The organism is Pseudomonas sp. ES4 (genome assembly GCF_050586665.1).
GTDB lineage: Bacteria > Pseudomonadota > Gammaproteobacteria > Pseudomonadales > Pseudomonadaceae > Aquipseudomonas > Aquipseudomonas frederiksbergensis.
Window position 1 is genome coordinate 39,509 of sequence record NZ_JBOBDO010000022.1, and the last position, 19,587, is coordinate 59,095.

Below are 19,587 nucleotides of genomic sequence, written 5' to 3' on the forward strand. Positions count from 1 at the left end.
CGCGATGAGCAACGACGATCGTACCCAGTTCATGCCGACCCCCGGTGGTCGTGGCGCCGACCCGGTCCGCCCGCAGGCTGGCCGTGCCCAGCCCGCGCCGCTTTCGATGCCGGCCGCGCCGCTTTTGACCGGCAAAGCCGAAGGTCTCAACCCCTTGGAAAGCGCCGCTGGCCCGCTGCTGGCTTTGCTGACCCGCTTGCGCAATACGATTGCCCACCCGGCGCCAGCGAGCCTGCGAGCGCAATTGTTGGCCTACCTGCGCCAGTTCGAGGAGCGCGCCGAGGCCGCCGGCGTGGTGCGCAACGATGTGTTGCTGGCCCGTTACGCCTTGTGCACCGCCCTCGATGAAGCGGTGTTGAGTACGCCGTGGGGCGGCACCAGCGACTGGGGCAAACAGAGCCTGCTGATCACCGTGCACAACGAAGCCTGGGGCGGCGAGAAGGTGTTCCAGCTGTTGGAACATTGCCTGCAAAGCCCCCGCGAACGTTTGTATCTGCTGGAGCTTTTGTACCTGTGCATGTGCCTGGGTTTCGAAGGGCGCTATCGGGTCATGATCGACGGTCGCAGCCAACTGGAAGCCTTGCGTGAGCGCACCAGCGCAGTCATCCGCAGCGCCCGTGGCGAATACGAGCGTGAACTCTCGCCCCATTGGCGCGGCGTCACCGTGGCCCGCGACCGGCTGGCGCAATTCATGCCGCCATGGATCGCTTTGGTCATCGGCGTGGCGCTGCTGCTGGCACTGCTGTTCGGTCTGCGTTTGAAACTGGCTGCCGATGCTGAGCCGGTGTTCAAGAACATCCATGCCCTCGGCGAGATCCCGGTGCAGGCCATCGACCGTCCGGTGGCGCAACCGAAACTGATCGAGCGTCCGCGTCTGGCAGGTTTCCTGGCCGATGAAATCAAGGCCGGTCGGGTAGCCGTGGAAGATGCCGTTGACCGTTCAGTGGTGACCATCCGTGGCGATGAGCTGTTCGCCTCGGGCAGCGCCAGCGTCGTCGACAATTTCCAGCCGCTGATGCTGCGCATCGCCGATGCGATTCGCAAGGTCAAGGGGCAGGTCCGGGTGACCGGTCACAGTGACAATCGCCGGATTGCCACCCTACGGTTTCCATCGAACTGGGCCTTGTCCGAGGCTCGGGCCACCTCGGTGCTGCAAATCCTCTCGGCCAAGACCGGCCAGCCCGAGCGCTTCAGCGCCGAAGGCCGTAGCGACACCGAGCCACTGGCCTCGAACGCTACAGCAGAGGGCCGCGCACGCAATCGTCGGGTCGAAATCACAGTATTGGCGGAGGGGGTCGAGTGAAGGCGTTTTTCAGTTTTATCATCCGCTGGGTCATCCCGCTGCTGGGGCTGATCGCCCTGAGCCTGATCATCTGGTTTATCGGGCCGCTGCTCGAATGGCTGGTGCCTGAAGGTCGGCGCTGGGCGCTGATCATTCTGGTGTTCGCGGTGTGGATTGCCTACCGGGTGTTTCGCATCATCCAGGCCCGCCGTCAGGCCGCCGAAGTGATGCGCAGCCTGGCGGCGCAAACCCCGCCGGACCCGACCAGCATCGCCACGGCCGAAGAGCTTGAAACCCTGCGCCAGCGCATGGACGAAGCCTTGACGCTGTTGAAGAAAGCCAAGCTGGGCGGTGATGAGCGACGCAATCTCTATGAACTGCCGTGGTACGTGATCATCGGCCCGCCGGGTTCGGGCAAGACCACGGCGCTGGTCAACTCCGGGCTGCATTTTCCGTTGGCGGCGCAATTGGGCGCCGGGGCGGTACGCGGCGTCGGTGGCACGCGCAATTGCGATTGGTGGTTCACCGATCAGGCCGTGCTGCTCGACACGGCCGGGCGCTACACCACCCAGGATAGCGATGCGACGGTGGATAAAGCCGCATGGCTGGGCTTTCTCGGCCTGTTGAAAAAACAGCGGCCCCGACGCCCGATTGACGGCGCGTTCATCGCCATCAGCCTTTCCGATCTGCTGCTGGGCAGCGACGCGGAACGCGCCGCCCATGCCGCTGCGATTCGCCTGCGTATCCAGGAGCTGTACACGCAACTGGGTGTGCGTTTTCCGATCTACCTGATGCTGACCAAACTCGATCTGGTGCCGGGGTTCATGGAGTATTTCGATACCCTGAGCAAGGAAGAGCGGACTCAGGTCTGGGGCACGACCTTTGCCCTGGACGACGGTAAGAGCAATGACAGCCCGCTGGCCCATCTGCAAAGCGAATTCGCCGGCCTGGAGCAGCGCCTCAACGATCGTTTGGTGGAACGTTTGCAACAGGAACGCGACCCGACGCGGCGCGATCTGATCTACGGCTTCCCGCAGCAGTTCGGCGCGTTGAAGGATTGCCTGCAAAGCTTCCTTGAGGGCGTATTCAAACCCAACGCTTTTGAAGAGCGAGTGCTGTTGCGCGGGGTGTATTTCACCAGCGGTACCCAGGAAGGCAGCCCGATTGACCGCCTGATCGGTTCCATGGCCCAGAGCATGAATCTGGACCGCCAGCACCTGGCGCGCCAGAACGGCACCGGACGCAGTTACTTCATCGAAAAACTCTTCAGCGCCGTGGCCTTCGCCGAGCGTGGGCTGGTGGGGGTCAACCCGAAAGTCGAACGTCGGCGCAAGTGGATCGCCCGGGGTGTGCTGGCCTCGACCGTGGCCCTGGTGCTGGTGGTCGGGACCTTGTGGTGGGTCAGCTACCGCGCCAACCAGGCGTATATCGCGCAAGTCGATCAGAAAGTCGCACCCCTGGGCCAGGCCGTGCAAAACCTCAGCCCGGCGCAACGGGACGTGCTTGCGGTGTTGCCGTTGCTCAACGCGGTGAAGCATCTGGCCGGCGACGCACCGAACTGGGCCGAAGGCCTGGGCCTGTATCAGGGCGACATGCTTGAAGCCGAGTCCGGCAGCGTCTATCGCAAGCTGTTGATCGCGGTCTTCGCGCCACGCTTGCTCACGCGCATCGAAGAGCAACTGCATGGCGGCGGCAACTCGGACTTCCTTTACGAAGGCTTGAAGGCCTACCTGATGCTCGCCGACAGCGAGCATTACGATGCCGACTTCATCAAGGCGTGGATCGCCCTCGACTGGGACCGCAGCCTGCCGCGCGACTTGCCGGCCGAGCAGCGTCTGGCCCTGACAGAGCACTTGCGGGCGCTGTTCGAACGCCATCCGCCCACCGCACGTCTGGACCCGCGCCTGATCGACGACCTGCGCCGACAGTTGCAACAACTGCCGGTGGCCCAGCGTGTCTATGACCGGGTCAAGCGGCAGAAACTGCCGGACGGCATTCCGGACTTTCGTATCAACGAAGCGGCCGGGCGCGATGCCGCGCTGGTGTTCAGCCGCAAGAGCGGCAAGCCGCTGGGCGAACCCTTGAGCGGCTTCTTCACGGCCAAGGGTTACCGCCAAGGGTTTTTGCTCACCAGCCTGAACCAGACCGGCACCCTGGCCGAGGAGCAGTGGGTGCTCGGTCGCGACCAGGCAGAACAGCAGAACGTCGCCAGCCTGGCCGCCGACGTGCGACGCCTGTATTTCCAGGATTACCAGCGTCAGTGGGACGCCTTGCTGGCGGATATCGACTTTGTGCCGATCACCAGCGTGGCCCAGGCCGCCGATGTGTTGCGGGTGATTTCCGGCCCGACCTCGCCATTGAAAAAACTGCTGGTGGCGGTGGCGAAGGAAACCGATCTGCAACAGGAAGAACGCCTGCTGGCCGCCAAGGGTGCGCCGGTGGAGGGCGGGGTCGACAAGCTCAAGGAGCGCTTGGGCAGCTTGCTCGGCCAAGAGCAGGCGAGGCAAAACACAGCTGAGGCGAGTGAAGATCCAATCACCGCGCATTTTGCCGAGCTCAACCGCATCGTCAGCAAAAACGAAGGCGAGCCGGCGGCCATCGACGGCCTGCTGGCCGACATGAACGCCCTGTACGTGCAGGTCAGCGCCATGGTCGGCGCCAGCGGCGATGCCTTGCTCGGCGAAGCCAAGAACCAGGCCGTAGCCGCTGCGACACGGGTCAACCTCAATGCCGAACGTCAGCCGCCGCTGGTGCAGGGGCTGGTCAAATCGGTGGTCAACTCCACCACCAACAGCATGATGGGCGGGGTACGCAATCAATTGAATGCGGCCTGGACCAGCGAAGTGGTGAACATCTATCGCCAGTCCCTTGCCGGGCGTTATCCGATGTCGCCGGGCAGTGCGCGGGACGCGACCCTGGACGACTTCGGCCAGTTCTTCGGTGTGGGCGGGGTGATGGACAACTACTTCCGCAAATACCTGCAACCGTATGTGGATACCTCGACCCAGGCCTGGCGCTGGCAACCGGGCGCCGCGCAGAAGCTCGGTATTGCCCCTGGCGTGCTGCAAACCTTCCAGCGGGCAGCGACCATCCGGGATGCATTTTTCCGTTCCGGCGGCACCCAGCCGATGGTGCGCTTCGAACTCAAGCCAGTGACGATGGACGCCACTGTCACCCAGTTTTTGCTCGACCTCGACGGCCAGCAATTGAGCTACGACCACGGTCCGAGCCGCCCGACCTCCATGCAATGGCCCAACCCCGGCAGCATCGGAGTGGTGCGGATCTCGATCATGCCGCCTTCGGCCAACGGTCGTTCCGGCATCACTCTGGACGGGCCATGGGCGTGGTTTCGCCTGCTGGAGCAATCGGACCTGACGGCCGGCAATTCGCCGGATCGCTTCAACCTGCGACTGCGGGTCGACGGTGCCAGCGCCTCTTATGAACTGCGCGCCAACAGCGCCTTCAACCCGTTCAAGAGCCGTGTGCTCAGCGGTTTCAGCTTGCCGGAGCGGTTATGAACACGCCGGGCTTCTATGGAAAGTTGGCTAGTCGCGGGGACTTTGTCAGCCGAGGCTTGCCGCAGAGTTTTATCGGCCCTTGGGATTCGTGGCTGGCGGCGGGCCTGCTCGCCAGCCAGACCAGCCTCGGCGACCGTTGGCTGGATGCCTATCTGGTCAGCCCGCTGTGGCGCTTTATGGTCGGGCCCGGTGTATGTGGGCCGCAGGCCGCCGTTGGGGTGGTGATGCCGAGCATCGATCGGGTTGGCCGGTATTTTCCGCTGACCGTCGCGGTGCTGCTGGATCACGATGCTGATCCGGCATCGCTGGTGGGCGGTTCGGATATCTGGTTTGAACAGGTTGAGCAATTGCTGTTGAGCACGTTGAGCGTGGAGGCGAGCTTCGAAGCCTTCGGCGCGGCGTTGGAAGCACTGGGTAGCCCGGCGTGCCTGCCGCGCATTCCAAGCAGCCGTTTTGCCGGCCTGCATCGCTTCGATGCCACCGATTCGAAGGCGCGAATGAGCGCACTTGCCGAACAGGCCTGCGAAGGCTCAAGCCTGTGGTGGGGCCAGGGTTCGGAGCGTATCGCCCCCGCTTTATTACGGTGTCAGGGCCTGCCTGTCGCCGCCGATTTTGCGCAATTTTTGCTCGGCCAAGAAGGTGTTGCGTAGATGCGTCCAAGCGCTGGAAAGACGTTCAAGTCTGCAAGCAAGAGCCACGTCGGTATGGTCCGCCAGGTTAATGAAGATGCTTATCTGGACCTGCCGGAAAACGGCCTGTGGGTGGTCGCCGATGGCATGGGCGGGCACGCGGCGGGCGATTACGTCAGCAGCCTGATCGTCGACAGCCTGCGCCGTATTGGCGTGGGTCGTTCGCTGGATGAATACGTCGCGGCGCTGCAAACCGACCTGCTGCGAGTCAACGCCGCCGTGCGCGAAGAAACTGCCCATCGTGGCGTGATCATGATGGGCAGCACGGTGGTGGTGCTGGCCACGCGCGACTTGCGCGGGGTATGCCTGTGGGCGGGTGACAGCCGCTTGTATCGCCTGCGTGACGGCCTGCTCGAAAGCATCTCGCGGGACCACAGTTACGTTCAGGATTTGCAGGACAGCGGCCTGCTCAGCGAAGCCGAAGCCCGGGTGCATCCACGGGCCAATATTGTCACCCGCGCCATCGGGGTCGAGGCGCAACTGGAGCTGACGATGGTCGAGCTGCTGTTGATGCCCGGCGACAGTTACCTGTTGTGCAGCGACGGCCTGAACAAGACCGTCGAAGAACATGAAATCACCGAGGTGCTGAGCCACGACGAGCCCGGGGAAATCGCCAGCAGCCTGGTGTCCCTGAGCCTGATGCGCGGCGCTCCGGACAACATCACCGTGATCGTCGTGAAGGTGCCTTCATGATCCCCACCGCGAACATTCTGATCCCCGGCTACGACATCGGCGACGAGATCGGCGAAGGCGCCATGGCCAGCGTTTACCTGGCGACCCAGCGCTCGCTGGAGCGCAAGGTGGCGCTGAAGGTCATGGCTGCCGCACTGGCGGCCGACCCGAGCTTCTGCGAGCGCTTCCTGCGTGAAGGCAAAACCCTGGCGCGCCTGTCTCACCCGCATACGGTCACTATCCATGACATCGGCAATGTCGGTGAGCTGTATTACATGGCCATGGAATACCTGCCCAGCGGGACGCTCAAGGAGCGCATCGCTGGCGGCCTGACGCCGGAGCAGGGCCTGATCTACATCCGCCAGATCGCTTCGGCCCTGGGTTATGCCCATGGGCTGGGGCTGGTTCATCGCGACGTCAAACCGGCGAACATTCTGTTCCGTGCCGATGGCACGGCGGTGCTCTCGGACTTCGGCATCGCCAAGTCCCTGGACGACCGCACCCAATTCACCCAGGCCGGTTTCGCCGTCGGCACGCCCAGCTACATGAGCCCGGAACAGGCGCGCGGCCAGGACATTGACGGCCGGGCCGACCTGTATGCGCTGGGCGTGGTGCTCTACGAAATCCTCGTCGGCAAGCTGCCGTACACCGGCAACGATGCGCTCTCCACGGCCCTGGCGCATTTGACCGAACCGTTGCCGGAACTGCCGGAGCACCACGGTCGTTATCAGGACGTGCTGCGAAAGCTGTTGGCCAAGGACCCGGCGGAGCGGTTTGCGGACGCGGCAGCGCTGCTGCGGGCGCTGGATACTCTGCCCAAGGCATTGGCTGAAGTTGAAGCGACCTTGATCCAGCCATTGGCGATTCCGCTGTCGCTGAAACCGACTGGCGATGACCTGGCGGGATTGACGCCGGTGTCCATCGACATACCGAGCGGCCCCGCGCAGCCTCAACCTCGGTCCAATCCTGTTGCGCCGACTGTGAAGCCGACGCCGTCGTCCACGGTCTCGGCGCAGCGAAAGGGGCCGGTGTTCGCACTCGCTGCCGTCGCGGTGGCCGTGGCGCTGGCCTTGGGCGGCGCGGGTTATTGGTGGCTGTCCGGTGACGGCGAAGCCGACGCCAAGGTGCCGGTGGTTTCAGCACCGCCGGCCAGTGCGCCGCCGACCGTTGCGCCCCCCGTAAAGCCCCCTGTGGCGGCGGAGGTCGATGGCGGTCAACGTCCGCTGCTGATGGCCGGCAAAAAAACCTTGTTCCAGCGGGTACTCAGCAAGCCGGGGGCGAAGCTCGCCAGCGAAGCGGGGGCCGCGCCAGGCAAGGCGTTGCCGGCGTTTTCCGTGCTTTACGTCTATCAGCGCAAAGAGGTTGATGGCAGCCCTTGGCTGCGTGTCGGCGCCGCCACCGACGGGCGCAGTGACGGCTGGTTGCCGGCCGCGCAGGTCAGCGACTGGAAACAGAGCCTGGTACTCAAGTTCACCGAACGCTCCGGCCGTGCGCCGGTGATGTTCCTGCGTCAGCCTGGTGATGTAGAGAAGCTGCTGGCCGATCCGTCGGCGGCGAAAAACCTGCTGCTCAAGACCCAGCAGAACCATGAGGACAATCAACGGGTGCTGGCCCTGGAACCGGCGGCCAGCGCGGTGCCGCAGAACCAGTTTTACCTGTTGCCGATCTTCGATTCGCGCGAGAGCTTCGATGAAAACGGCCAGCCGGTGCAGTTGCTGAACGTGGCGTCCATCGATCCCGGTAATGCACCGAAGGCTGCCGCCAACAACACGCCGATCACGACCGCTAACGCCGACGCGTTCCGCACCGCCGTGGTGTTGGTCGTGGACACCACCGTGTCCATGCAGCCCTACATCGATCAGGTCCGCGACGTAGTACACCAACTGCAAACCCGCATCGCCGAGCGGGGCGAGCAGGACAGTGTCAGCTTCGGCCTGGTGGGCTTTCGCAGCAGCACCCAGAAAACCCCGGGCCTGGAATACGTCGCCAAAACCCTGATCACCCTGGAACAGGGCCGCGACCCGCAGCGCTTCATGGACCTGGCGCGGCAGGTCAAGGCGTCTACGGTGTCCAGCCATTCGTTCAACGAAGATGCGTTTGCCGGTGTGATGGAAGCGGTCGAGGGCATGGACTGGTCCGGCTATGGCGGGCGCTTGATCCTGTTGGTCACCGATGCCGGTGCCTTGCGCAAGAACGACCCCTATGCCGCAACGCAAATGAACGAAGCCGAAGTGCGCCAAGCCGCGCTGGGCAAGCAGATCAAGATCTACGCCTTGCACCTGCTCAGCGATGCCGGCAAGAAAACCCACGGTGGTGCGCAAAGCCAGTACCGCACCCTGACCGCCGACGCCAATCCGCAGATCGGCGACTTGTACATTCCGGTGCCGGGCGCTGATGTGCGCAAGTTCGGGCAGCGGGTGGACGAGATCGGTTCGGTGTTTGCCGACCTGGTGCATCAGGTGCGCAGCGACAAGCCGCAAGCCGTGCCGCTGCTGAGCGCCGCGCCGAGTCTGAGCGACAAATCGGCGGCCGTCGGCTACGCGATGCACATGGACTTCCTGGGGCGCAAAGCCGCCAGCCAGGCGCCGCAACTGGTCAGCGCCTGGACCGCCGACCGCGACCTGACCAACCCGGCACTGCCGGCGTTCCAGGTGTGCGTGATGCTGACCAAATTGCAGCTCAACGACTTGCAGCAATCGCTGAAACTGATCGTCGATGCCGCCCGCAAGACCCAGAGCTCGCCGAAGAATTTCTTCCAGGAAATCGCCAGCGCCAGTGCCTACATGAGTCGCGATCCCTCGGCCTTGCGCAAGGGTGGCAACCTGGCCAATGGCGGGTTTCTGGGTGAGTACCTGGAAGGGCTGCCCTATCGCAGCAAGTCGTTGAGCATGACCCAGGACTTGTGGCTTTCGTTGAGCGTGGCCGAGCAGGAAGACTTTATCGACGAGCTGGATTCGAAAATCCGCCTCTACGAAACCTTCCACAACGACTTGGCCAACTGGGTGCGTTTCGGCGATGCCGAACCGGGTGATGCCTTGTACCGCGTTCCGTTGTCGACGCTGCCGTGATGTTGAACATGAGTGCCGTGCACAAAAACCGGGGCGCCGGCAGCCAACGCTACAGCCTGGTGATTCCACGGCTGCAACTGCGTGCCGGTGAACAACTGGCGGTGGTCGGTCCCAGTGGCTGTGGCAAAAGCACATTGCTGGATTTGCTGGCGCTGGTGCTGGCTCCGGATCAGGCCGGGCAGTTTGATTTTGCGCCCGACCAAACCAGAACGGACATCGCCGGGCTGTGGCGTGCAGAGGCTCAAAGTGCCTTGGCGGACCTGCGTCGCCGGCACTTGGGCTACGTGCTGCAAACCGGTGGCCTGCTGGATTTTCTGGACGTGCGCGGCAACATCGACCTGTCGCGCAAACTGCTCGGTTTGAAAGACGACGGCAGCGTGGATCGCCTGGCCGGGGCGTTGGATATCGTCGAGCAACTGGGCAAAAAACCTGGCGACTTGTCCGTCGGCCAACGGCAACGGGTCAGCTGCGCCCGCGCCCTGGCCCACGGGCCGCGTCTGCTGCTGGCCGATGAGCCGACCGCCGCCCTCGATCCGCTGAACGCCGAGCGGGTGATGCAGTTGCTGGTGACCCAGGCCCGCGAACACGGCGTGTGCTGCGTCGTCGCCACCCACGATGAGTCGCTGGCCCGCGCCAGCGGTTTGCAGGTGCGCCGCATCAGTTGTCGTCGCGACGTCGATGGCGGTGTCACCGCCACCCTCGGGGAGGCCTGCTGATGCGCGCGCTGGTGGCTTCCCTGGCCTGGCAGGATTACCGCAACGATGCGTGGCTGTCGGCCTGTTCGGTTCTGGCGCTGGTGGCAGTGGTCGCGCCGTTGCTGGTGCTGTTCGGCTTGAAATTCGGCCTGGTCAGCAGCTTGACCGAGCGCCTGGAAAACGACCCGGCCACTCGGGAAGTCATCCCCTTGGGTGGCGGCCGGTTCAGTGCTGCGTTTATCGAACAATTGAGCCAGCGCGGCGACGTGGCTTTCGCCTTGCCGCGCACCCGGCAGATTGCCGCGACGGCGGATCTGAGCGCTGGTGCTGCGACGGTAACCGTCGAAATGATCCCCACCGCCGCCAACGATCCCTTGCTCGGCAATCTGCCGGTGCCCCAAGGGCTGGATCAGGTGCTGCTCAGCCAGACCGCCGCCGAAAAGCTCGGGGCCAAGGCCGGTGATTGGCTGCAGGCCAGCGTCGGTCGGCAAGCGGCCGGTCGTGGCGAGGCGCAGCGCACGCGCGTTCAGGTGTTGCGCGTACTGCCGCTGGAAGCCTTCGCCCGGGACGGGGTGTTCGCACCGTTGGCCTTGCTCGAAGCGGCTGAAGATTACCGGGACGGTCGCGCCGTGCCTGCGCTCGGTTGGTCAGGTGATGCGGTGGGCGTGACAGAGCAGCGGGTGTATCCGGCGTTTCGCCTGTATGCCCGCAGCCTCAAGGATGTCGAGCCGCTGCGTCAGTACTTCGCTGTGCAGAACCTGTTGGTCTCGACCCAGGCCCAGACCATCGCCCAAGTGCAATCGCTGAGCCGCAACCTGTCGATCGTGTTCTGGATCATCGCCGGCTTGGCCTTGGCGGGAGCGTTCGCAGCGATTTTTGCCGGGGCGTTGGCGGCGGTCGAGCGCAAGCGCCGGGAGTTGTCGGTGTTGCGCCTGCTGGGGTTTTCCACGGCGGCGTTGCTTTTGTTTGTGGTGTTGCAGGCGCTGTACAGCGCCGGCCTTGCCGCCCTGTTGAGTGCCGGGCTGTATGGCCTGGCGCAATCGGGCCTGAACCATTTATTTGTGCAGATGCCAGGCGAGTACGCCAGCCATCTGCTGGCGCGTCACTACGCGTTGGCCCTGCTGGCCGTGCTCGGCGTCAGCGCCGTGGCAGCGGCCTGTGGTGGCTGGCGAGTGGCGCGTATCCAGGCATGTGAAGGAATTCGAGATGTATAAGTTACTGGGCGCCGCCGTGGCGCTGAGCCTGGCCAGCATGGGCATGGCTAGTCTGGTGGGTGCCGATGAAAGCACCGACAAACTGGACAACCCCAAGCCGCTGGCCGACGACGTCAGCCTGCCGCTGCCGTGCGAAGGGCAGATGGTGTTCCGCTACGTCTACATCCTGGCGCAAGGCACTCTGGACGACCGCGAGATCAGCCTCGGCTATCCCTTCAGCGAGGGCGAGGCCGGTTATCAACAGTCGTTCATCTCCGGTTACCGTCGGGACTTTATCAACGGCCAGTTCACCCTCAAGGATCTGCCCAAGGATTGGGGCAAGACCATTACGCCGTTGATGCCCAAGACGGACGCCAAGACTCCGCTCAAACCGATGCTCTATTTCATCGGCAAATACGAAGTCACCGCCCGCCAATACGCCCAGGTCATGGCCCAGGCGCAATCGTTGGCCAGCGGCGAGCCGGCGCCGGCCTGCGAGGCCTTGCAAGCCGAGGGGCCGCAAGGCATGGCCGGGCGTTTGCCCAAGGTGAAATTGTCGCGCTTCGAGGCCGAACGCTTCTCGGCGGTGTACAGCGCCTGGCTGATGAAATACCACAAGGAGCTGCTGCCAGTGAGCGGTCGTGGTACCTCGGCGGAGGAGGGCGGGCTGGGTTTTGTGCGCTTGCCGACCGAGGTCGAATGGGAATTCGCTGCTCGTGGCGGGCAGGCCATCAGCCGTCAGGATTTGGAAGGGCGGCTGTTTCCCCGTCGTCTGGAGGGCAGCGAAAGCGACGGCCCACTGGCGGACTGGGCAGTTTTCAACCAGGTCGCCGGCGGCACCGGCCAGGCAGCGCGACTGATGCCAATCGGTACCAAACTGCCAAACCCCATCGGCCTGTTTGACGTGATCGGCAACGCCGCCGAGATGGTCCAGGAGTCCTTCCAGCTCGTGCACGCTGGACGCCGCCAGGGCACCTATGGCGGTTTCGTGGTCAAGGGCGGCAACTACCTGGAAGGCGAGGGCACCTTGTTCACCGGGATGCGCCGTGAGTACCCGCTGTTCGCCGCCGACGGCACCGAACAAAGCAACGAAACCACCGGGTTCCGGGTGGCGATTGGCGCGTTGTCGGCGCCACGTTCGCGCTACAAGGAACTGTTTGCCCAATGGCAGAAAGAAGGCCGGCTGGCTTCGCTGACCGATGCCATCGACGACGCCCAGGACCCGACCAAACGCCTGGACAGCATCATTGCCGCCAGCGTCGACCCACGCCTGCAAGCCGAACTCGGGCTGGTCAACGAAGAGCTCAAGCGCAACGTCTCGCTCATCGCCCAGCAGCGCGAGGAAGCGGCCGGCAACCTGATCCAGTCGGCGGCCCTGGTGGCCGAAACCGTCAACAACTACAACATTCGCCTGACCAATTTGCACAAGAGTCGCCAACAGGCCTTGGACGCCAAGGACGAGGCCAGCGCCAAGCTGTTCGCTACCGCCATCGACAACGGTCGCAGCGCGCTGGACGGCGCGGTAGCGATCTACATCGACAACCTGGCGACCGGCACGCGCTACACCGATGCCGTGATCCAGGCGCAGTTTCAACGCATCAAGGAAGAGTTGGAGCGCAAGCCGGTACTGGGCAAAAGCCTGGTCACGCGCGCAACGTTATTCGTTCGCCATGTCGGTGATTATCGTCAGCAACGACGAGCCGACCCGGCGGCGATATTGAAGGAACTGCTCGCATCGAACGCTCAGCGGTCTTGATCGTTCGTTGTACAGCGAGCTTGGAAGGGACTCAGGCGGCGGTGGGCCGTGCTGAGCTAGTCAAACTTAAAAGAGAACACAACCATGCTTTCCTCCCGTAAAACAATTGCTTCGCTTTCCAAGCGTCATCTGCTGCTGATGGCCGTTGGCTTCAGCACCGTACTGACCGGTTGCGCCACGTCGCCGACCTCCAAGGTCGCCTCGAGCACCAAGGTCGAGTACTACCCTAACTGCTACGAGCCGGTGCAGCACCTGCGTGCCACCGATTCGAACATGACCAAGTCGGTCGTCACCGGCGCGGCTGTCGGCGCTGTCGGCGGTGCCCTGCTGGGCGCCCTGGTCGATTCCGAGAACCGTGGCCGCAACGCCGCCATCGGTGCAGCGGGCGGTGCCGTGGCGGGTGGCGCGGCCGGTTACTACACCGAGCGCCAGAAGCAGATCACGGATGACAACCAGCGCATCGCCTCCTACGCCACCGACGTCAACAAAAGCGCTGCCGACATCGATCGCAGCACGGCGTACGCCAAGACTTCGCAACAGTGCTACCAGAACGCATTTACCAAACTGGTCGCCGACCGCAAGGCCAAGACTGTCAGCGACACCGAAGGCCGCAAGCGTCTGGTAGAAATCGTCGCGGGCCTCAAGGAGTCCAACGACCTGATCGTCGCGGTAAACGGTAAAGCCAGCGAAGACCTGAACAACTACACCCAGGCCTACGAAAAAGACCTGCAGCAAGTAGGCGTGCAGCGCACTGACGTGGTCACCGTGGCAACTGCCGACACCACGCCGGTCGTGGCACCGACCAAGAGCAAAAAAGCGGTGAAACCGGCGAAAAAACCGGTGCTGCCAGCCGTGCCGAAAGAAGCGGTCACCACCGAGAAAACCCTGCAGACCGCAAAAGCCAAACAGGCTGAAAGCAAGCAGGTCGCCAGCGCCGGCACCACTCAGGTCAACAGCATGTGCAAAAACCCGGACCTGGGCGACTGGGCACCGGTGCCTTGCCCGAATGTTTGATTGAGTTTTCTGTAGGCCTTCAGGCATTCCCACGCGCTACGCGTGGGGGTGCTTTGTACGGGCGACCCCTTGGCGCCGTGCCGAGAAAAACCCCGATGGGTGGGACACACTCATCGGGGTTTTTTACTGCTTGGCGAGTCAGCAGGTTCGGCTTTGCTGCTTGGCGAGTATGGCCGCCATTTCCGGCTCATCCAGATGATCCAGCATTCGCTCCACTAACAAATGCACCCCATCGGCCATGCGGCTGAGCGCCAGGGCTACGGAGCGGCGTGAGCCGTCCACATCGTCGGCGAGGTTGGCGGCGATGGCGCTGATGGACAGCAAATCTTCCGAGGCATTGGCGAGAAGGGTTTCAGGGTTGATGCCCGGGCTGACGCTGAAGAGCTGGTCGTTGCGTTTGGGTGGTTTCTTTTCGGTGGGTGGGAAGTGATGGTCGAGGGCGCGCTCGGCGGCTTCGTGGAGCTTGTTCGAATCGAGTGATTCGTAGGGCGATGCCGGATCGGTTTCCGGCGGATTTGGTGTGACCTTGAACATTGGCTCAATCCTCAGATGAGTGAGGCCACGACCCGTTCGCGACTAAACGTAGGGGTGGCGGCTGTGCACAGGTTAGTCGACCGATGAGCCAAGAAATCGGCGCGCCGAAGCGCCCTGCGCACAGCCACCATCAAGTACAGGTAAGAGATACCTGAATGATAGAGACATCGTGCGTCTTGACATCGACGGGCGACTAAACCCGACCACTGATAGGCAGTGGCAGGGAAACGATAGAGGCCAAGGCTAAGGCGCACAAGCCGGCGGATTCTGGCGTAGCCGTAGGCAATGACGCAAGGTGTTGTAGCTTGCAGGAAGTAACCTTTAAACGTTTTAAACAAGCACTGTCATCGGTGTCAGCTACCGGAAGTTTTCACGTTCATTGAGGCTCTGGATTCTTCCGTAAGCGGTCGATGTTGACCCACTCGCCTTTGCGCCCAATAGTCCGCCTCGACCACCGATAGCGACTTAACGGATCCGTCCGACCTCGCAGCAGCCGCCGCGTCCAAATCCCCCATCGGCTCCCTCGGTGCCTGCCCCGCGGGTTGAGGTGGTGTCTGGCTTGAGCAAGCGTTAATTGTCGGCAGCACTAACAAGCGAGCAAAACAATAGATGTAGGAAAGTTCCTGAAGCTCTGTCCGGAACTTCTGTACTTACAGAGCATGAATCCATGCAGTTTTACTTTGCATGTGCCGAATTGCAGGGCGCTTTTTAGTTGGCTGCTATCGCTCATCGTTTTATTCATTGAAAACGTAATATTTCGGAATACTCCTACAGTCATCAGTTTTTATTTTTGGCATGCTTCACGCCTTTCTCGGCAGCGAATCGACAATGAAAACGGCGATGATTTTGCCAAGCGAAAGAGAAGGCTCTAGCTCAATGGTTGTGGGGCGATCTGTCGGGCGAGAATATGTTGGTCTGACATCGTGCAACATGTAGATAAAATTCCTACAAGCAATAGAGACACTTCTTCTTGCTGCTTGGTCGATCACTTGTTAGTGGCCATCCTAGTGGACACAAAGTGTAAGCTTTTAAAAAGTGCGATCTCAAGTAGGTGAGACTTTACTCAACTCGTCGAGAGTGTTTTGTGCCGCTGGCATCTGACTGTAATTCTGACTAAAGGCAATGGATGTCTTATTCAAACAAACTTTCCGCTCATTACCTTGAACTCGCCAAAGCCTCTGTTTCCCAAGAGTGTTTTGCGGGCGAGGATGTTCGTTTTTCGAACGAATATGAGGCATTGGAAAGTGAGCTGGGTAAAGCCTCGTCCATGCACGAAAGCGGTCAGGTCGACTGGCAGAAAATCCGCGAAATCAGTGAAAACCTGCTGCGCACCCAGTCCAAGGATTTGCGTGTTGGCGCGTGGTTGACCTGGGCCCTGTACCAGCGCGAATCCTTCCCGGGGTTACTGGCCGGCCTCGGTGTGTTGCACCACCTGTGTGAAAACCATTGGGCCGACGTTCATCCGAATAAACCCCGCACCCGGACCGCCGCCATCAACTGGTTGGTGCCGCGGCTCGAGCAAGTACTGAACGAAAACGTTGCGATCAAAGAGCAGTTGCCGCTGTTCCGCCGTCTGGTCGAACATCTGGAAGGCCTCGACGCCGCTTGTACCGAGCATTTGGGCGACGATGCGCCGTTGCTGCTGCCGATCTCCCGTCGCTTGAAGAACATGGTTCAGCGCGCCGCCGACAACCAGCCCGAGCCGGGTGTAGTGGGGGCTGCGGTGGCACAGGTCAAACAGGCTGCCACGCAGTTGCTTACTCCTGGCGCGCCGATCGACAACGAGAAAGATGCCCACAAGGCCTTGCGCGCCCAGCAAGACAGCGCCCGTCCGTTATGTGCCTGGTGGCTCAAGCAGAAAGCCACCGACCTGCGCGCCTTGCGCCTCAATCGCACGTTGTTGTGGTTGCCCATCGACGCGGTGCCCGAGCGCAACGCCGAGCAGATCACCGTTCTGCGCGGGGTGCCCGCCGACAAACTCAAGTCCTATCAGGACCGCTATGACCAAGGGAAATACGCTGACCTGCTGGTAAAGCTGGAGGCAAGCCTGGCGAAGGCGCCGTTCTGGTTTGATGGCCAGCGAATGGTGTGGGAGTGCCTCCAGGGGCTCAACGCCGAGATGGCCATGCGCGAAGTGGAAATCCACTTCGCGCTGTTGATTCAGCGCCTGCCCGGCATCATCGAATTGCGTTTCCATGACGGCGTACCGTTCGCTGATCCGGCCACTCGCGCCTGGGTCAGCGCCTACGTCATGCCGCATCTGCAAAGCGCCAGCGCGCCGCGCAAAGTCGAAGTCGCCGACAGTCAGACGGCCTGGGAAGTGGCCCTGGAAGAAGTCTTGCCGATTCTGCGCAAGGACGGCCTCAAGGCCGCCGTGCAGATCCTCAAGCAGGGCTTGCAGGCCGCCCACGGCGGGCGCGTCCGGTTCTCCTGGCAGTTCGCCCTCGCGCGGCTGTGCTTCATGGCCAAGAAATACGAACTGGCCAAGACCCAACTCGAAACCCTTGACCAAACATTACAGGACTCAGGCCTGCACGCCTGGGAGCCCGATCTTGCGCTGCAAGTGCTGCATTTACTGCATAGCTGCTGCGAGTTGCTGCCGCAGAACCATGCCGTACGTGAACGCAAGGAAGAGATTTATCGCAGGTTGTGCCACCTCGATCTTGAAGTGGTACTCGAATAGGCCCCCGGGCCACAACCGCAAGGAGAAAAGCCATGGCCAAAGAAGGCTCGGTAGCCCCCAAGGAACGCATCAACGTCACTTTCAAGCCTGCCACCGGTGGTGCTCAGGAAGAGATTGAATTGCCGTTGAAACTACTGGCAATCGGTGACTACACCCACCGCAAGGACGAACGTAAAGTCGAAGATCGCAAGCCGATCAGCATCGACAAGATGACCTTCGACGAAGTGCTGGCCAAGCAAGAGCTGAGCCTGGCGTTGAACGTGCCGAACCGTCTTCAGGAAGAGGGCAGCACTGAAGAACTGGGCGTGCAACTGCGCGTGAACTCGATGAAGGACTTCAACCCGGCCAGCCTGGTCGAGCAAGTGCCTGAGCTGAAAAAACTGATGGAACTGCGCGACGCGCTGGTGGCCCTCAAAGGCCCGCTGGGCAACGCGCCTGCCTTCCGCAAAGCCATCGAAGGCGTGCTCGCCGACGACGAATCCCGCGGTCGCGTACTGAATGAGCTGGGCTTGAATGCCACAGCCCAGGACGCCGCCCAAAACGTCTGAGCCTCTATCAGTCAAGGAAGCCAACAATGAGCACTAGCGCAGCACAGCAAAATAGCAAAGAGAGCGGCGAATACAGCATTCTCGACAGCATCATCGCCGAAACCCGCCTGACCCCGGACGACGAAGCCTACGACATCGCCAAGCGCGGTGTATCGGCCTTCATCGAAGAGCTGCTCAAGCCGCAGAACAACGGTGAGCCAGTCAAGAAGGCCATGGTTGACCGCATGATCGCCGAGATCGATGCCAAGCTCAGTCGCCAGATGGACGAAATCCTGCACCACCCGGCCTTCCAGTCCCTGGAATCGTCGTGGCGTGGCCTGCAGTTGCTGGTCGAGCGCACCAACTTCCGCGAAAACATCAAGATCGAAATCCTCAACGTCTCCAAAGAGGACCTGCTGGACGATTTCGAAGATTCGCCGGAAGTGATGCAGGCGGGCCTGTACAAGCACATCTACACCGCGGAATACGGTCAGTTCGGTGGTCAGCCGGTGGGCGCGATCATCGCCAACTACTTCATGTCTCCAAGCTCGCCGGACGTGAAACTGATGCAGTACGTCTCCAGCGTTGCCTGCATGTCCCACGCGCCGTTCATCGCCGCGGCCGGCCCGAAGTTTTTCGGCCTGGAAAGCTTCACCGGCCTGCCGGACCTGAAGGATCTGAAGGATCACTTCGACGGCCCGCAATTCGCCAAATGGCAGAGCTTCCGCGAGTCGGAAGACTCCCGTTACGTTGGCCTGACCGTGCCACGTTTCCTGCTGCGTAACCCGTACGACCCGGAAGAAAACCCGGTCAAATCGTTCGTGTACAAAGAAACCGTCGCCAACAGCCACGAGCACTACCTGTGGGGCAACACCGCCTACGCATTCGGCACCAAGCTGACCGACAGCTTCGCCAAATTCCGCTGGTGCCCGAACATCATCGGCCCGCAGAGCGGTGGAGCGGTTGAAGACTTGCCGTTGCACCACTTCGAAAGCATGGGCGAAATCGAAACCAAGATTCCGACCGAAGTATTGGTCAGCGACCGTCGTGAATATGAACTGGCCGAGGAAGGCTTCATCTCCCTGACCATGCGCAAAGGCTCCGACAACGCGGCGTTCTTCTCCGCCAGCTCGGTGCAGAAGCCGAAGTTCTTCGGCATCAGCGCGGAAGGCAAGGCCGCAGAGCTGAACTACAAGCTCGGCACCCAATTGCCGTACATGATGATCGTCAACCGCCTGGCTCACTACTTGAAAGTGCTGCAGCGCGAGCAACTCGGTTCGTGGAAAGAACGTACCGACCTCGAGCTGGAACTCAACAAGTGGATTCGCCAGTACGTGGCCGACCAGGAAAATCCGAGCGCCGAAGTGCGCGGCCGTCGCCCACTGCGCGCCGCCCAGATCATTGTCAGCGATGTTGAAGGCGAGCCGGGCTGGTACCGCGTCAGCCTGAACGTGCGCCCGCACTTCAAGTACATGGGGGCCGATTTCACCCTGTCGCTGGTTGGCAAGCTGGACAAAGAGTAAGCGGAGCGACTCATGACCGGATACGGCAGCCTTTTCGAACGCCTGGGTGGCGATGCCGACAAACGCGTCGGCTGGAGCCTCGAGGTCTGCGCCATGGCGTCCGTGGCTGCCCATCTGGCCAAGATGCTCAGTACCCGGGCGGGCAGCGTGCAAACACTGTCCGATTACGGGCTACCCGATCTCAATGACATGCGCCTGAGCCTGCACGACTCCCTGAGTCAGGCCCGTTTGGCCATCGAAAAATTCATCGAAGCCTACGAGCCACGCCTGAGCAATGTGCGTGTCATTTCCCTGCCGCGTGACCACGATCAGCTTCGCCTGTCCTTCAGCATCGAAGGCCTGCTGGAAGTCGATGGTTTCAAGCGTCAGGTCAGCTTCGCCGCGCGCCTGGATGGCAGCGGTCAAGTCAACGTCAGTTAACGACAAACAGGTA

General features: G+C 62.0%; 14 protein-coding genes. 13 read left to right on the forward strand and 1 reads right to left on the reverse strand.

Annotated elements, in window-relative coordinates:
- Window positions 1–4: 4 nt before the first annotated feature.
- From ACQ4OB_RS21725 to tagQ, 9 genes are all read left to right on the forward strand, one after another.
- A complete protein-coding gene (locus tag ACQ4OB_RS21725; RefSeq protein WP_074872040.1) occupies window positions 5–1,303 on the forward strand; it encodes a DotU family type VI secretion system protein in 1,299 nt (432 codons plus the stop codon).
- The gene (gene tssM / locus ACQ4OB_RS21730) at window positions 1,300–4,800 is read left to right on the forward strand and encodes a type VI secretion system membrane subunit TssM (RefSeq protein WP_430956415.1); all 3,501 of its coding nucleotides are present in this window, start codon (window positions 1,300–1,302) and stop codon (window positions 4,798–4,800) included. Before ACQ4OB_RS21725 ends, tssM begins: the two co-directional genes overlap by 4 nt.
- Complete coding sequence (tagF, locus tag ACQ4OB_RS21735) at window positions 4,797–5,450, forward strand: type VI secretion system-associated protein TagF (protein ID WP_430956417.1); 654 nt, start codon at window positions 4,797–4,799, stop codon at window positions 5,448–5,450. The genes tssM and tagF overlap by 4 nt, the downstream gene beginning before the upstream one ends.
- Window positions 5,451–6,182 carry a PP2C family protein-serine/threonine phosphatase gene (locus ACQ4OB_RS21740; protein ID WP_430956418.1) on the forward strand — a complete coding sequence of 244 codons (732 nt, stop codon included), beginning with the start codon at window positions 5,451–5,453 and terminating at the stop codon, window positions 6,180–6,182.
- Complete coding sequence (locus tag ACQ4OB_RS21745) at window positions 6,179–9,229, forward strand: serine/threonine-protein kinase (protein ID WP_430956419.1); 3,051 nt, start codon at window positions 6,179–6,181, stop codon at window positions 9,227–9,229. The genes ACQ4OB_RS21740 and ACQ4OB_RS21745 overlap by 4 nt, the downstream gene beginning before the upstream one ends.
- On the forward strand, window positions 9,229–9,945 hold the full coding sequence (locus ACQ4OB_RS21750) for an ABC transporter ATP-binding protein (protein WP_102614544.1): 717 nt from the start codon (window positions 9,229–9,231) through the stop codon (window positions 9,943–9,945). The genes ACQ4OB_RS21745 and ACQ4OB_RS21750 overlap by 1 nt, the downstream gene beginning before the upstream one ends.
- A complete protein-coding gene (locus tag ACQ4OB_RS21755) occupies window positions 9,945–11,138 on the forward strand; it encodes an ABC transporter permease (RefSeq protein ID WP_430956420.1) in 1,194 nt (397 codons plus the stop codon). Before ACQ4OB_RS21750 ends, ACQ4OB_RS21755 begins: the two co-directional genes overlap by 1 nt.
- A 37-nt stretch (window positions 11,139–11,175) precedes the next feature.
- The gene (locus tag ACQ4OB_RS21760; RefSeq protein WP_430956439.1) at window positions 11,176–12,873 is read left to right on the forward strand and encodes a formylglycine-generating enzyme family protein; all 1,698 of its coding nucleotides are present in this window, start codon (window positions 11,176–11,178) and stop codon (window positions 12,871–12,873) included.
- A gap of 84 nt (window positions 12,874–12,957) precedes the next feature.
- Window positions 12,958–13,887, forward strand: coding sequence for a type VI secretion system-associated lipoprotein TagQ (gene tagQ, locus ACQ4OB_RS21765; protein ID WP_074872025.1), 930 nt, complete (start codon window positions 12,958–12,960; stop codon window positions 13,885–13,887).
- A gap of 138 nt (window positions 13,888–14,025) precedes the next feature.
- Here the strand turns inward: tagQ and ACQ4OB_RS21770 are convergent, their stop codons facing one another.
- Complete coding sequence (locus ACQ4OB_RS21770) at window positions 14,026–14,421, reverse strand: DUF6124 family protein (RefSeq protein WP_430956421.1); 396 nt, start codon at window positions 14,419–14,421, stop codon at window positions 14,026–14,028.
- 1,126 nt (window positions 14,422–15,547) lie between these two features.
- On the opposite strand from ACQ4OB_RS21770, the gene tssA reads away from it, so the two are divergent.
- Genes tssA through tssE form a run of 4 tightly spaced genes read left to right on the forward strand, consistent with a single transcriptional unit; the run spans window position 15,548 to window position 19,574 of the window.
- On the forward strand, window positions 15,548–17,104 hold the full coding sequence (gene tssA, locus ACQ4OB_RS21775) for a type VI secretion system protein TssA (RefSeq protein WP_430956422.1): 1,557 nt from the start codon (window positions 15,548–15,550) through the stop codon (window positions 17,102–17,104).
- A 32-nt stretch (window positions 17,105–17,136) separates the two neighbouring features.
- Window positions 17,137–17,652: a type VI secretion system contractile sheath small subunit gene (tssB, locus tag ACQ4OB_RS21780; RefSeq protein ID WP_430956423.1), complete on the forward strand. Its 516-nt coding sequence runs from the start codon at window positions 17,137–17,139 to the stop codon at window positions 17,650–17,652.
- A 26-nt stretch (window positions 17,653–17,678) separates the two neighbouring features.
- Window positions 17,679–19,154: a type VI secretion system contractile sheath large subunit gene (gene tssC / locus ACQ4OB_RS21785; protein WP_430956424.1), complete on the forward strand. Its 1,476-nt coding sequence runs from the start codon at window positions 17,679–17,681 to the stop codon at window positions 19,152–19,154.
- Between the two features lie 12 nt (window positions 19,155–19,166).
- A complete protein-coding gene (tssE, locus tag ACQ4OB_RS21790; protein ID WP_074872010.1) occupies window positions 19,167–19,574 on the forward strand; it encodes a type VI secretion system baseplate subunit TssE in 408 nt (135 codons plus the stop codon).
- Window positions 19,575–19,587: the final 13 nt, after the last annotated feature.

Excerpts from the sequence above, each read along its gene's own strand:
- ACQ4OB_RS21725 (WP_074872040.1), top strand. The coding sequence starts at position 5 with ATGAGCAACGACGATCGTACCCAGTTCATGCCGACCCCCGGTGGTCGT.
- tagF (WP_430956417.1), top strand. The coding sequence starts at position 4,797 with ATGAACACGCCGGGCTTCTATGGAAAGTTGGCTAGTCGCGGGGACTTT.
- ACQ4OB_RS21740 (WP_430956418.1), top strand. The coding sequence starts at position 5,451 with ATGCGTCCAAGCGCTGGAAAGACGTTCAAGTCTGCAAGCAAGAGCCAC.
- ACQ4OB_RS21745 (WP_430956419.1), top strand. The coding sequence starts at position 6,179 with ATGATCCCCACCGCGAACATTCTGATCCCCGGCTACGACATCGGCGAC.
- ACQ4OB_RS21750 (WP_102614544.1), top strand. The coding sequence starts at position 9,229 with ATGTTGAACATGAGTGCCGTGCACAAAAACCGGGGCGCCGGCAGCCAA.
- ACQ4OB_RS21755 (WP_430956420.1), top strand. The coding sequence starts at position 9,945 with ATGCGCGCGCTGGTGGCTTCCCTGGCCTGGCAGGATTACCGCAACGAT.
- ACQ4OB_RS21760 (WP_430956439.1), top strand. The coding sequence starts at position 11,176 with ATGGGCATGGCTAGTCTGGTGGGTGCCGATGAAAGCACCGACAAACTG.
- tagQ (WP_074872025.1), top strand. The coding sequence starts at position 12,958 with ATGCTTTCCTCCCGTAAAACAATTGCTTCGCTTTCCAAGCGTCATCTG.
- ACQ4OB_RS21770 (WP_430956421.1), bottom strand. The coding sequence starts at position 14,421 with ATGTTCAAGGTCACACCAAATCCGCCGGAAACCGATCCGGCATCGCCC.
- tssA (WP_430956422.1), top strand. The coding sequence starts at position 15,548 with ATGTCTTATTCAAACAAACTTTCCGCTCATTACCTTGAACTCGCCAAA.
- tssB (WP_430956423.1), top strand. The coding sequence starts at position 17,137 with ATGGCCAAAGAAGGCTCGGTAGCCCCCAAGGAACGCATCAACGTCACT.
- tssC (WP_430956424.1), top strand. The coding sequence starts at position 17,679 with ATGAGCACTAGCGCAGCACAGCAAAATAGCAAAGAGAGCGGCGAATAC.
- tssE (WP_074872010.1), top strand. The coding sequence starts at position 19,167 with ATGACCGGATACGGCAGCCTTTTCGAACGCCTGGGTGGCGATGCCGAC.